The sequence below is a fragment of the Pseudomonas sp. WOUb67 genome (genome assembly GCF_050058005.1).
Classification (GTDB): Bacteria; Pseudomonadota; Gammaproteobacteria; order Pseudomonadales; family Pseudomonadaceae; genus Aquipseudomonas; species Aquipseudomonas putida_R.
In genome coordinates this window covers 1,806,552-1,818,439 of the sequence record NZ_CP170112.1, presented here as the reverse complement: position 1 = coordinate 1,818,439, position 11,888 = coordinate 1,806,552, and the positions used below count along the sequence as shown (strand labels likewise).

Sequence of the window (11,888 nt, the reverse complement as noted above, 5' to 3'; positions counted from 1 at the left end):
GTTTAATCCTTGGAATTCTTTGGAGTAACGGGAAGTCGGGGAAATCAGCCTTCGATGACGGCGAGGATTTCGTTCTCGGCCATGACCAGCAGGTCTTCGCCATCGACTTTCACGGTGTTGCTGCCCGAGTAAGGGCCGAATACCACTTTGTCACCCACTTTCACGGCCAGCGCGCGAACTTCGCCGTTGTCCAGGATGCGACCGGTGCCGACGGCAACAACTTCGCCGCGGTTTGGTTTTTCAGCGGCCGAACCCGGCAGGACGATACCGCCAGCGGTTTTCGATTCTTCTTCGCTGCGGCGGATAACGACGCGGTCATGCAGAGGACGAAGCTTCATTGTCGATCTCTCCCAAATTGTGGTTTTCATCGGCCGGTATCGACACCGGCGGGTTGATGCTGTCCGGCGTAGCCGGGAGGTGGCCCGCAATGGGCGAACCACCTGTGTCATGTCTGGCGTTGCCACCAGAAACCTTGCGGTGACCACATACATGAGGCCGCCATATTCAATTACAAGGCTTGATAGACAAAATTTTTGATCCGGCTGAAAAAGACCGGGGCCGCTTGCGCGGCCCCGGGGGTTTTACTTGTCGCGGCGCTCGTACTCGCCTTCGATCACGTTTGGACGGTGGCCACCCTCACGCGGCTGCGCCTGGAACGGGTCATCCTGAAAGGCTCGCTGGCGCATGGCCTGGGCCTCGGCACGCTCGCGCATCTTGCGCGCGGCCAGCCGGCGGGTGAACGGCAGCAGGCACAGCAGGCCCAGCACGTCGCTGATGAAGCCTGGCAGCAGCAGCAGGCCGCCACCGACGGCCAGCATCATGCCCTGGAACATGTCCTCGGCAGGCAACTCGCCGCGCTGCAGGCTTTCACGGGCGCGCAGTGCGGTGGCCAGGCCGGCCACCCGCATCACCAGCACACCCAGGGCGGAGCCAGCGATGATCAGCAGCAGTGCCGGGAAGAAACCGATTGCCGCGCTGACCTTGACGAAGACGAAAAGCTCCAGCACAGGAAAAATCAGAAACAGCAGTAGAAAAGCACGCATCAAGGGTTCCTCGACGGAAGATAACCTTCCAATAAGACCTCAAATGGATGCCGGCGCTCCGGATTTCAACCCTCGACTTGCGTCGCAACCGGCCATTGGTCGGCCCGAGCCAGCAATACCAAGGCTTCCCGGACTTGTGTCGGCGTGTTGCAAGTAGCCGGAAAAGGCAACCAGTGCACGGCCTGACCGATGCGCAGGTGCATGCCTTCGCTGTCCACCCCAGCCATCTGCGCCGGTGCATGCCGTGGCAGGTCGGTCAGTTCGACGTAGTGAGCAATGGCGTTGGCGTGATCGCTGTTCATGTGTTCGACCATGCTCGCCTCCGCCTTGCCGGCGAACGGGTTGGCCAAGGTCACCTGGTCGAGCCAGTGGATCGCGCCAAAGCCACCAATGTAGCGGTGACGTACTGGCTGCAGCACCCAGAAGTCGAAGTCGTGGGCCTTGTGGTAGTTGGCGGCGTCCGGGAAATAGCGGTAGTAGCGCTCGGCAGCCGCTTCGACAGCGGCCTCGTCGACCAGCTTGTGCGCTTCGGCCATCACGGTCAGGCGCCCTACGGCCTGCACATCTTCGGCCTCACGCTCACCCACCAGCAGCGAGCACTTGGGGTCTTTCTGCAGGTTGTGGGTGTGTTGGGCGATGCGGCTGATGAGGATCAGCGGGTTGCCGTTGGCATCGAGACAATACGGCACGACCGAGCCGAACGGGTAGCCGGGCATCGACTTGGAATGGGTCGAGAGCACGCCGCGGTATTCCTTGAGCAGCAGTTCCCGGGCTGGGCGGATGGCATTGGTACTCACTGAGAGCGCTCCTGGCGGCAGACTGGATGGATGACAAGATAAGCATTATCAGCTAGCTGTGCCACTAACCTGCATGTGCATCCAATCGCCTGTAGGAGCAGCCTTGTGCTGCGAAGAGGCCATCAGCCTCACAGAATGCAGTTTGCCGGGCCGGCCCTTTCGCAGCACAAGGCTGCTCCTACAGGAGTTTGCGCAAAACGCCTTACCAGGTAACGCCGAACCCTGCGGTGTAGCGGGTCTTGTCCAGGTCACTTTCACGCGTACCGGTGATGATGTCCTTCTCCGCCTTGAGGTTGAGCGAGGCCCACTCGGTGACCTTGTAGCGCAGGCCAACCTCGGCATCCAGCGAGTAGTCGGCCACGCCGCCCAGCGGCTTGGCGAACTCGCCGTTGGTGAACAGCTGCACGTTCTTGCCGATCAGGTAACGGGTGTAATCCCACTTCACCGCTGCGGAATAGAAGTTGTCCTTGCCGCCGTCCTGGTATTCGAAGTCGGTGCGGTTGATCAGCGAACCCAGCGAGAACGCCCCCAGCTCATCGTCCCAGAACTGGTAACCCGGGCCGGTACCGACAGTGCGCTGGCGGGCCAGGTCTTCGATGCGGTCACGCTTGTATTCCGCACGCCCCTGCCAGAACCACTTCTCGGTGATGAAGCGGTCCAGGGCGTACTCGGCGCTCCAGTTGTCGGTGGTGGTGACGTCGTCCTTGGTCTCGCGGTTGTATTCGCCTTCGGCATTGTGCCGCCAGCGGCCATGGCGGGCGGTGGTCTTGAAGCCTACGTCGTAATCGTCGGTGTCGTTCTCGGCGCGCTTGTAGTCCAGCGCCACATCGACGTTGCCTTTCCACACGAAGTCCTCCACCAGGGGCCTGGGCTTCATGATCTGCTCGATGCTGGCCAGCTCCACGGTCTTGGGCGCTTCGCCATTGGCCAGGGTTACCTTGCCAGGCTCGGCAGCTTTCAGGGACTTGGCTTTTTCACCGGTGTAGGCGTCTTGCTTGACCAGCATTTCCTGGTCGCTTTCCAAGGTCTGGACCTGTTTCCAGTCCAGCGCGATGGACCCGCCATAGGGGGTTTCCAACAGCAGCTTGCCGCCGTCGAAGACTTTGATCTTGCCGCTAAGCCGGTCACCGTTCTTCATCCACACGGTATCGGCCAACACCGGGGAGGCACACAAGGAAGCAGCTAGCAGGCACAACAAGGATCTAGAATACATAGGCGGACTACGGGTTCGATTTGACAAAAAAGCCGGGCATTATCCAGATACCGACGACCAGAGCAAGGACAGACCGAGCACATGCCATTGAGTTCAACTCTCATTTGCCCTCACCTCCGGTCCGGTTTCATCTACAGCCCAAGGGGGGCGTGATGTCTGATGGATATGAGCACGTGCTTGATTCCGCCGAGGGCCGACGAACGGCGCTATATTCAGTATTGGGGCAGGTCCCGCCGGGCAAGGTGGTCAGTTATGGCCAACTGGCCGAACTGGCGGGGCTTGGCCGTGCGGCGCGCTGGGTTGGGCGAACGCTCGGTCAGTTGCCTGCGGACACACGCCTGCCTTGGCACCGGGTGCTCGGCGCGGGTGGTCGGTTGAGCCTTGGACTGGGCACCCGATCAGGGGATGAACAACGAGCGCGACTGCGCGCGGAGGGTGTGAATGTAACCAACAATCGTGTGGATATGACGCGCCATGGCTGGCGCCCAATGGAGCACAGCGGTTAGAGTGCGCGCTTTGTTTTCGCAAACTTGAGGCAGATGTTGGCCCATGCCCCGTAAAACCTGGCGCGCTGCGCTTGCTGCCTATGCCAGCCCGTCAACCTTGGTACTTTTGCTGCTTGGTTTCGCCGCCGGCCTGCCCTACATGCTGGTGTTCTCGACCCTGTCCGTGTGGTTGCGCGAAGCCGGCGTTGCCCGCGAGACCATTGGTTATGCCAGCCTGATCGGCCTGGCCTACGCCTTCAAGTGGGTGTGGTCGCCGCTGCTCGACCAATGGCGCCTGCCGCTGCTCGGCGGCCTGGGGCGCCGGCGTTCGTGGTTGCTGCTGTCGCAAGCGCTGGTGGTGGTCGGGCTGGTGGGCATGAGCCTGTGCGACCCGCAACAGCATCTGTCGTGGTTGATCGCCATGGCGGTACTCGTAGCGTTCGCCTCTGCCACCCAGGATATCGCCGTCGACGCCTATCGCCTGGAAATCGCCGACGACCAACGCCAGGCCGCGCTTGCCGCCAGCTACATGGCCGGCTACCGGGTGGCTGCGTTGCTCGCAACGGCCGGCGCACTGTTCTTCGCCGAGTGGTTCGGCTCCACCGGTTTCAGCTACCTGCACAAAGCCTGGGCCGGCACCTATGTGATGTTCGGGGTGATGATGCTGCCCGCCCTGTTCACCACGCTGGTCATGCGCGAGCCGCCAGTGCCGATGCGCACCCAGTTGTCGGCAGCCCGCTATGGCCTGGTGCACCAGCTGGCGTCGGTGTTCGTGCTGATCATCCTGCTGGTGTCGGTACCGGCCAGCTTTACCCAGATGTTCAATACCGGCTGGTCCAGCGTCATTTCCGGTGATGCCACACCGCTCGACCTGCTACTGGAAGACCGCGCCTTCCTGCGCCTGATCCTCTATGTGCTGCTGAGCTGGGCGTGCCTGTCCAGCCTGGGCCGCCGCGGCCTGGCCCCGGTGCTGACCCCGGTCAACGACTTCATCACCCGCTACCGCTGGCAGGCCCTGCTGCTGCTTGGCCTGATCGCCACGTATCGCATGTCGGACACCGTGATGGGCGTGATGGCCAACGTGTTCTACATCGACATGGGCTTCACCAAGGACCAGATCGCCAGTGTCAGCAAGATCTTCGGCCTGATCATGACCCTGGTCGGCGCCGGGGTCGGCGGGCTGCTGATCGTGCGCTTCGGCATCATGCCGATCCTGTTCATCGGCGGTGTGGCCTCGGCCGGCACCAACATCCTGTTCCTGATGCTGGCCGACATGGGGCCGAACCTGGAAATGCTGGTGGTGACCATCTCGCTGGACAACTTCAGCTCCGGCATGGCCACGTCGGCCTTTGTGGCCTACCTGTCGAGCCTGACCAACCTGAAGTTCTCGGCGACGCAGTACGCGCTGCTCAGCTCGATCATGCTGCTGTTGCCGCGGCTGATCGGCGGGTATTCAGGGGTGATGGTGGAGAAGTTCGGCTACCACGACTTCTTCCTGATCACCGCATTGCTCGGCGTGCCTACGCTGATTCTGATCGCCCTGCAGTGGCGTCAGGAGGCTGGCCGGGGTACGCCGGTGGCAGAGGATAGTTCAGCGGCCGAGCGGCCCTGAGAGGCTTCTATAGCCTGTACCGGCCTCTTCGCAGCACAAGGCTGCTCCTACAGGTACACCACAGCGTTCAGAACCTGTGATGTGCTTGTAGGAGCAGCCTTGCGCTGCGAAGAGGCCGGTACAGGCAATCAAGGATTACTGAGCAACAGCCCCCTCATCAGGCCGCCCACCTACGACAAACCACAGCGGCCACAACGCCAAAGCCCCCGCCACACCAGCCGCCAAGGCAAAGTGCAACAAGCTGGCCCCGGCGCCGATCATCGCCAGCACCGCCCCGCCCAACCCCAGCAAGGCAATGGTGATCATCCCCAGCATGGCCGAGACCAGGCCTTTGCTCTGCTCGCTGGAGAACAGCGTCATGCGGTACAGCACCGCGTTGGCCACACCCAGCCCCAGCGCGTACAGCGACATGCCCGCCACCACACTGGTAACGCTCGGCCAGTACCAGGTCGCCAGCACCATCAGGCACAGGCCGGCCAGGTAGGGCCACAGCGCACCCCGCACCAGGGCCGGCAGCGGGTAGCGGTCGGCGATGCGGTTGATGATCAGGTTACCGAGAATCAGCCCGCCAAACACCGGCAGCTGCCACAAGGCGTACGCCATCGTGCTCAGCCCCTCATCGTGGATGAGCAACACCGGCGACAGGCCGATCCAGCCAATCAACGGCAAACCGACCAGGCCCAAGGCAGCGCTGCCAGCGACAAAGCGGCGGTTGGCCAGCAACTGTGCGTAACCTGCCAGCAGTGGCATCAGGTGAATCGGCGTGAACGCCAGGCGCGAGCCGTCTCGGCGTTCCACACCAAGGGTTTCCGGCATCAGGCGGTACAACAGCCCCCAGACCAGCACTGCGCCGATGGCAAAGGCCACGAACAGCCAGCGCCAGTCCAGCCACTGCAGCAGCAAGGTGCCCACCAGCGGCCCGAGCAGCGGTGACAGCAAGGCGATGTTGGCCAGCAAGGCCATCATGCGCACGGCGTCAGCCTCGCTGAAGGCTTCGTTCAGGGCGGGATAGCTGACGGTGACCACAAAGCCCAGGCCGATGCCCTGCAGCAGACGCAGCAGGTTGAACAGGCCAATGTCGTGGGCCCAGAAGCTGGCCAGGCAAGCCAGGCCGAAGAATGCGCAGCCAACCAGCAGCAGCGGGCGCCGCCCATAACGGTCGGCCAACGGGCCGATCAACCATTGCAGTACCACGCCCCCCAGCAGGTACAGGTTGAGGGCATGGGGAATGTATTCGGGGCTGGCGTTCAGGTCGCCGACCACCACCGGCATGGCCGGCATGACGGCGTCGCTGGCCAGGTAGGTGAGCAGCTCGAACAGGGCCAGGGTCAGGCCGAACAGCAAGGCGCGCAGGGGGGTGATGTACAGCAGTGGTTTCATGATGGGGGTATCGGGTGTGGCAGGTGGGGTCAGGCTATATGCCAGAAATGGCCAGGGTTTGCTGTGAACAAGTGTAAATAGGGCTGGAAAAGCCGGGGCCGCGCTGCGCCCCTTCGCGGGCTTGCCCGCTCCCACAAGTCCTGCACCGTTCTCGGGTTCGGCGCTTGACCTGTGGGAGCGGGCAAGCCCGCGAAGGGGCGCAAAGCGGCCCCGGCCACACGACGGAATTACTGCGCTGCAGTCTCCTGCACCACACGGATCACCCGCTGCGGAAACGGAATGTCGATCCCTTCGGCCTTCAACCGGTCACGCGCATGCTCGTTGAGCATGAACATCACGTCCCAGTAATCGGACGTCTTGGTCCACAAACGCAGCGAGACGGTAATCGAGCTGTCGCCCAGCGTCGCCACGACCGCCTGCGGTGCCGGGTCTGGCAGAACACGCGGGTCCTTGGCCAGCTCCAGCAACACGTTGCGGGCCTTTTGCAGGTCGGCCTCGTAGTCCACGCCCACGTCGAACACCACCTTGCGCGTCGGCTGGCGGTTGGTGTTGGTGATGATGCCGTTGGACAGGCTGCCGTTAGGCATGATCACCGTCTTGTTGTCACCGGTACGCAACACGGTGTGGAAGATCTGGATGCTGTCTACAGTACCGGACACACCCTGCGCTTCGATCCAGTCACCGATGCGGAACGGGCGGAACATCAGAATCAGCACACCGCCGGCGAAGTTCGCCAGGCTGCCCTGCAAGGCCAGGCCGATGGCCAGGCCAGCGGCACCGATTGCGGCGACGAACGAAGTGGTCTCGATGCCGATCATCGATGCCACGCTGACCATCAGCAGCACCTTCAGCACGATGTTCGCCAGGGTGCTGATGAAGCCCTGCAGCGCCAGGTCGGCGTTGCGCAGGCCAACCAGCTTGCCGAGGCGGGCGCTGACCCTGTTGATGATCCACCAGCCGACCGCCAGGGTCAGCAGCGCCAGCAGCACACGGCTGCCGTATTCCATGATCAAAGGGATCCAGGTTTGCGATTGGCGGACCAGCTGATCGACTTCAGCGTTCAAATCCATGTTCATCTCCTGATGCCGAACGGCATGTACTCGGTAAAACTGGCCGCAGGCATTTCACCGGCCATGGACCCCATGGACATCATTAGGCCATTGGGGTTCCGGGCGGTCCCTGCATCAGTCGCGGAAGTTGTTGAACTGCAGCGGCATGTCGAATTCCTTGGTGCGCAGCAGGGCAATGGCTTCCTGCAGGTCGTCACGCTTCTTGCCGGTTACACGCACCTGCTCGCCCTGGATGGCGGCCTGTACTTTCAGCTTGCCATCCTTGATGGTGGCAACGATCTTTTTCGCCAGGTCCTTGTCGATGCCTTCGCGGAACTTGGCTTCCTGCTTCTTTTCCTTGCCGGAAGGGTACGGGTCCTTGGTTTCCAGGCATTTCACGTCGATCTTGCGCTTGACGAGCGCCAGGCGCAGGATCTCCAGCATCGCTTCGAGCTGGAACTCTTCCTCGGCGGTAAGCAGAACGGTCTGATCCTTGTCCTTGAACTCGAAGGTGCCCTTGCCCTTCAGGTCGTAACGGCGATCAAGTTCCTTGATGGCGTTATCAACGGCGTTCTGCACTTCGTGCTTGTCCAGTTCCGATACCACGTCGAACGAAGGCATGGTTGTTCTCCAAAAAATAAAGCGCGCTCGGTCTGAAGATGGAGCACGCTGAGTTAGACGGTTAAAATGCGGGCTCATTATAACGGGTTGCGAAACGCATATGAGCAGCACCTGGCATATTCTCGGCGCCGGCAGCCTCGGCAGCCTGTGGGCCTGCCGCCTGGCGCGCGCGGGCAAGGCCGTGCGCGTGATACTGCGTGACGGGCAACGCCTGCAGGCCTATCAGCAGGCCGGCGGCCTGACCCTGGTCGAACAGGACCAGCCCCGCCACTACGCCATCCCCGCCGAAACCGCACAGGCGCAGGGCCCCATCCATCGCCTGCTGGTGGCCTGCAAGGCCTACGACGCGGCGCCGGCCATTGCCGGCGTGGCACCGCGGCTGGCCGAGGGCGCCGAAGTGCTGTTGCTGCAGAACGGCCTGGGCAGCCAGGACCAAGTGGCCGACCTGGTGCCCCACGCACGCTGCATCTTCGCCTCCAGCACCGAAGGGGCCTTTCGCGAGGGAGACTGGCAGGTGCGCTTTGCCGGCCACGGTTTCAACTGGCTGGGCGACCCACGCAACCCTGCAATGCCCGCCTGGTTCGATGACCTGCACGAAGCCGGCATCCCTGCCGAATGGACCGTGGATATCCTCACCCGCCTATGGCGCAAGCTGGCCCTCAATTGCGCCATCAACCCGCTGACCGTGCTGCACGAATGCCAGAACGGCGGGCTGCTGGGGCACCTGGGTGAAGTCGATGCGTTGTGCGCCGAACTGGTCCAGTTGCTGCGGCGCTGTGGCCAGCCGGAAGCGGCAGATGAGTTGAGCGAAGAAGTACAGCGGGTGATCCTTGCCACCGCAGCCAACTACTCTTCCATGTACCAGGACGTGCGCGCGGGCCGACGCACCGAGGTGCACTACCTGCTCGGCCATGCCTGCCGTGCGGCCGGGCGCCATGGCCTGCAAGTGCCACTACTGGAACGCTTGCACCAGCGCCTGGTCGATAACTTGCGCACGCGTGGCTTGCCCTGCGACTGACGCGGCCCTTTCAACCGGATACGGACATTGCCTAGCCCATGACCTTGCGCCAACGCCTGGAAAACCTCCCGGTCGGGCAGAAACTGCTGGCGGCCCTGCTGGTGTTGCTGGTGACCATCCTGCTGGTGGCCAACCTCACCTTCATCAGCGCCGCCTACTGGATCACCCAGGAGAGCATGGCGCCGCAGGCACTGCAGACCATTGGCCGGCTGGTGGCCAACCCACAGCTTGCGGCCCGCGCCGGCGACACCCCGGAAACCGCCACCGCCCTGCTCAAGGAACTGGACAGCTACACGCCGCTGCGCGCCGCCGCCGTCTACGGTGGCGATGGGCGCCTGCTGGCGCAGTTGCAGCATGGCGAGCCGCTGGCCCTGCCCAAGCGTTTTCGCAACATCGACGGCTGGCGCCTGATGGAGTTTCGCAGTACCCAGCTGATCCGCATACCGCGCGACGCCAACCCGCCGGCGCACTTGCTGCTGGTGGCCAGCAGCGAGCTGCCCACGGCGTTCTACACCGGCACGCTCAGCGCCAGCCTGGGCATCCTGGTGTTCAGCATCCTGCTGTGGATTGTGGTCGCCCGGCAGATCAAACGCCTGATCACCCAGCCGATCAACCAGCTCGAAGAGCTCAGCCGCCAGGTCACCCGCGAAGAGAGCTATGCCTTGCGCGCCAGGCGCGGCAACGACGATGAAATCGGCAGCTTGGCCGAAGCCTTCAACACCATGCTCACGCGCATTGAGGGCCGCGAGCAGCAGCTAAAGCGCGCGCGCGACGAATTCCAGAGCGCCTACGACCAAGCCCAGGGCCTGGCCGAAGAAACCCGTCACACCAACCGCAAGCTTGAGCTGGAAGTGCAGGTACGCAGCAAGATCGAGAAAAAACTCACAGGCTTCCAGAACTACCTCAACAGCATCATCGACTCGATGCCCTCGGCGCTGATCGCCCTCGACGAACAGCTTTATGTGACCCAGTGGAACAACGAAGCCACGGTACTTTCCGGTACACCACTGGACGAAGCGCTGAACCAGCCGGTGTTCATCGCCTTCGAGCCGCTCAAGCCGTTCTTGCCGCAGTTGAAGGAAACCGTGGAAAAGCACCGGGTGGCGAAGATCGAGCGGGTCACATGGCCCAAGGACGACGACCTGCGCCACTACGCCCTGACCTTCTACCCGCTGACCGGCGGTGGCGGGCGCGGCGTGGTCATCCGCATCGACGACATTACCCAGCGCCTGTCGCTGGAAGAGATGATGGTGCAATCCGAGAAGATGCTCTCGGTCGGTGGCCTGGCGGCGGGCATGGCCCACGAGATCAACAACCCGCTGGGCGCCATCCTGCACAACGTGCAAAACATTCGCCGGCGCCTGTCGCCCGAGCTGCCGCGCAACCAGGAGCAGGCCGAAGAACTGGACATCGACCTGGCCACGGTCAACCGCTACCTGGAAAGCCGCGAGGTACCCCAGCTGCTCGATGGTATTCAGCAGGCCGGCGCCAGGGCAGCGAAAATCGTCACCCACATGCTCAGCTTCAGCCGCCGCAGCAACCGCCAGCTGGCGCCGTGCGACCTGCCGGCACTGATCGACCAGGCGGTGGACATTGCCGGCAATGACTTTGACCTGACCATCGGCTTCGACTTCAAGGGCCAGGCCATCGTGCGCCAGTTCGACCCGGAACTGGGCCCCGTGCCCTGCACCGCCAACGAACTGGAACAGGTACTGCTGAACCTGCTGAAAAACGCGGCGCAGGCCATCCACGTGCGGCCACAGCCCAGCGAGCCCGGGCGCATCACCCTGCGCACCCGGCTAAACCCGCCATGGGCGGAAATCCAGGTCGAGGACAACGGCGTCGGCATGCCCGAGGCCGTGCGCAAGCGCACCTTCGAGCCGTTCTTCACCACCAAGGAAATCGGCCAGGGCACTGGCCTGGGGCTGTCAGTTTCGTATTTCATCATCACCAACAACCACAAGGGGCAGATGGAAGTGCAGTCCACGCCCGGCCAGGGCACCTGCTTTACCCTGCGCCTGCCCCTCGTCCAGCCGGCGACGCCGGCCAACACGGAGAAGTGACATGGGCTATCGCCTGTCGAAGATCTACACACGCACCGGCGACAAGGGCGAAACCGGCCTGGGCGACGGACGCCGGGTGCCCAAGGACCACCCGCGGATCGAGGCGATTGGCGAGGTGGACAGCCTGAACAGCCAGTTGGGCCTGCTGCTGGCGGGCCTGGACGAGCAAGGCCTGGACGAGGTGAGCGCCGTGCTGGTGCCGTGCCAGCACCGCTTGTTCGACCTGGGCGGTGAGCTGGCGATGCCGAGTTACCAGGCGTTGACCCTGGCAGAGGTGGAGCGCCTGGAGGCGGCCATCGATGTGTGGAACGAAGAGCTGGGGCCGTTGAAGAACTTCATCTTGCCCAGTGGTTCGGCGCTGGTGGCGCAGGCGCATGTGTGCCGCAGCCTGGCGCGCAGTGCCGAGCGGCGGTGCCAGCAGCTGAATGCCGTGGAGCCACTGGAAGGCGTTGGGTTGGCGTATATCAACCGGCTTTCGGATCTGCTGTTTGTGGCGGCGCGGATCATCGGACGGCGCCAAGGGGTGGCTGAGGTTTTGTGGCAGCCTGCCGAGAAACCGAAAGGCTGATATTTCTGGGGCTGCTTTGCAGCCCATTCGCGGGCTCGC

12 protein-coding genes are annotated in these 11,888 nt (G+C 63.1%); 5 read left to right on the top strand and 7 right to left on the bottom strand.

Going from position 1 to position 11,888, the window contains the following annotated elements:
• Positions 1 to 44: 44 nt before the first annotated feature.
• The 4 genes from ABOC32_RS08185 to ABOC32_RS08170 all read right to left on the bottom strand — a co-directional run bounded on the left by ABOC32_RS08185 (position 45) and on the right by ABOC32_RS08170 (position 3,053).
• Positions 45 to 338, bottom strand: coding sequence for a co-chaperone GroES (locus tag ABOC32_RS08185; RefSeq protein ID WP_003260750.1), 294 nt, complete (start codon positions 336 to 338; stop codon positions 45 to 47).
• A 243-nt stretch (positions 339 to 581) separates the two neighbouring features.
• Positions 582 to 1,043: an FxsA family protein gene (locus ABOC32_RS08180; protein ID WP_086975413.1), complete on the bottom strand. Its 462-nt coding sequence runs from the start codon at positions 1,041 to 1,043 to the stop codon at positions 582 to 584.
• Positions 1,044 to 1,108: 65 nt separating this feature from the next.
• Positions 1,109 to 1,840 carry a HugZ family protein gene (locus ABOC32_RS08175; RefSeq protein ID WP_019473888.1) on the bottom strand — a complete coding sequence of 244 codons (732 nt, stop codon included), beginning with the start codon at positions 1,838 to 1,840 and terminating at the stop codon, positions 1,109 to 1,111.
• A 202-nt stretch (positions 1,841 to 2,042) separates the two neighbouring features.
• Complete coding sequence (locus ABOC32_RS08170; RefSeq protein WP_426810681.1) at positions 2,043 to 3,053, bottom strand: DUF481 domain-containing protein; 1,011 nt, start codon at positions 3,051 to 3,053, stop codon at positions 2,043 to 2,045.
• A 152-nt stretch (positions 3,054 to 3,205) separates the two neighbouring features.
• Here ABOC32_RS08170 and ABOC32_RS08165 point away from each other — a divergent pair, with 152 nt between their 5' ends.
• Both ABOC32_RS08165 and ABOC32_RS08160 read left to right on the top strand, forming a co-directional pair.
• Positions 3,206 to 3,559, top strand: coding sequence for an MGMT family protein (locus tag ABOC32_RS08165; RefSeq protein ID WP_426810680.1), 354 nt, complete (start codon positions 3,206 to 3,208; stop codon positions 3,557 to 3,559).
• 43 nt (positions 3,560 to 3,602) lie between these two features.
• On the top strand, positions 3,603 to 5,150 hold the full coding sequence (locus tag ABOC32_RS08160; protein WP_016498066.1) for an AmpG family muropeptide MFS transporter: 1,548 nt from the start codon (positions 3,603 to 3,605) through the stop codon (positions 5,148 to 5,150).
• 135 nt (positions 5,151 to 5,285) lie between these two features.
• Here the strand turns inward: ABOC32_RS08160 and ABOC32_RS08155 are convergent, their stop codons facing one another.
• From ABOC32_RS08155 to ABOC32_RS08145, 3 genes are all read right to left on the bottom strand, one after another.
• Positions 5,286 to 6,530 (bottom strand): MFS transporter, encoded by a 1,245-nt coding sequence (locus ABOC32_RS08155; protein ID WP_426810679.1) that lies wholly within the window; start codon positions 6,528 to 6,530, stop codon positions 5,286 to 5,288.
• A gap of 227 nt (positions 6,531 to 6,757) precedes the next feature.
• The gene (locus ABOC32_RS08150) at positions 6,758 to 7,600 is read right to left on the bottom strand and encodes a mechanosensitive ion channel family protein (RefSeq protein WP_234227685.1); all 843 of its coding nucleotides are present in this window, start codon (positions 7,598 to 7,600) and stop codon (positions 6,758 to 6,760) included.
• Between the two features lie 114 nt (positions 7,601 to 7,714).
• Complete coding sequence (locus ABOC32_RS08145; protein WP_426810678.1) at positions 7,715 to 8,200, bottom strand: YajQ family cyclic di-GMP-binding protein; 486 nt, start codon at positions 8,198 to 8,200, stop codon at positions 7,715 to 7,717.
• Between the two features lie 100 nt (positions 8,201 to 8,300).
• On the opposite strand from ABOC32_RS08145, the gene ABOC32_RS08140 reads away from it, so the two are divergent.
• The 3 genes from ABOC32_RS08140 to ABOC32_RS08130 are packed head-to-tail and all read left to right on the top strand — an operon-like array spanning position 8,301 to position 11,849.
• Positions 8,301 to 9,218, top strand: coding sequence for a putative 2-dehydropantoate 2-reductase (locus tag ABOC32_RS08140; RefSeq protein WP_426810677.1), 918 nt, complete (start codon positions 8,301 to 8,303; stop codon positions 9,216 to 9,218).
• 38 nt (positions 9,219 to 9,256) lie between these two features.
• Positions 9,257 to 11,281, top strand: coding sequence for a sensor histidine kinase (locus ABOC32_RS08135; RefSeq protein WP_426810676.1), 2,025 nt, complete (start codon positions 9,257 to 9,259; stop codon positions 11,279 to 11,281).
• Position 11,282: 1 nt separating this feature from the next.
• Positions 11,283 to 11,849, top strand: coding sequence for a cob(I)yrinic acid a,c-diamide adenosyltransferase (locus ABOC32_RS08130; protein WP_426810675.1), 567 nt, complete (start codon positions 11,283 to 11,285; stop codon positions 11,847 to 11,849).
• Positions 11,850 to 11,888: the final 39 nt, after the last annotated feature.

Bases quoted from the DNA above. Each gene is read 5' to 3' on its own strand.
- ABOC32_RS08160 (WP_016498066.1), top strand. From the start codon at position 3,603: ATGCCCCGTAAAACCTGGCGCGCTGCGCTTGCTGCCTATGCCAGCCCG.
- ABOC32_RS08140 (WP_426810677.1), top strand. From the start codon at position 8,301: ATGAGCAGCACCTGGCATATTCTCGGCGCCGGCAGCCTCGGCAGCCTG.
- ABOC32_RS08180 (WP_086975413.1), bottom strand. From the start codon at position 1,043: ATGCGTGCTTTTCTACTGCTGTTTCTGATTTTTCCTGTGCTGGAGCTT.
- ABOC32_RS08185 (WP_003260750.1), bottom strand. From the start codon at position 338: ATGAAGCTTCGTCCTCTGCATGACCGCGTCGTTATCCGCCGCAGCGAA.
- ABOC32_RS08135 (WP_426810676.1), top strand. From the start codon at position 9,257: ATGACCTTGCGCCAACGCCTGGAAAACCTCCCGGTCGGGCAGAAACTG.
- ABOC32_RS08130 (WP_426810675.1), top strand. From the start codon at position 11,283: ATGGGCTATCGCCTGTCGAAGATCTACACACGCACCGGCGACAAGGGC.
- ABOC32_RS08145 (WP_426810678.1), bottom strand. From the start codon at position 8,200: ATGCCTTCGTTCGACGTGGTATCGGAACTGGACAAGCACGAAGTGCAG.
- ABOC32_RS08155 (WP_426810679.1), bottom strand. From the start codon at position 6,530: ATGAAACCACTGCTGTACATCACCCCCCTGCGCGCCTTGCTGTTCGGC.
- ABOC32_RS08165 (WP_426810680.1), top strand. From the start codon at position 3,206: ATGTCTGATGGATATGAGCACGTGCTTGATTCCGCCGAGGGCCGACGA.
- ABOC32_RS08150 (WP_234227685.1), bottom strand. From the start codon at position 7,600: ATGGATTTGAACGCTGAAGTCGATCAGCTGGTCCGCCAATCGCAAACC.
- ABOC32_RS08170 (WP_426810681.1), bottom strand. From the start codon at position 3,053: ATGTATTCTAGATCCTTGTTGTGCCTGCTAGCTGCTTCCTTGTGTGCC.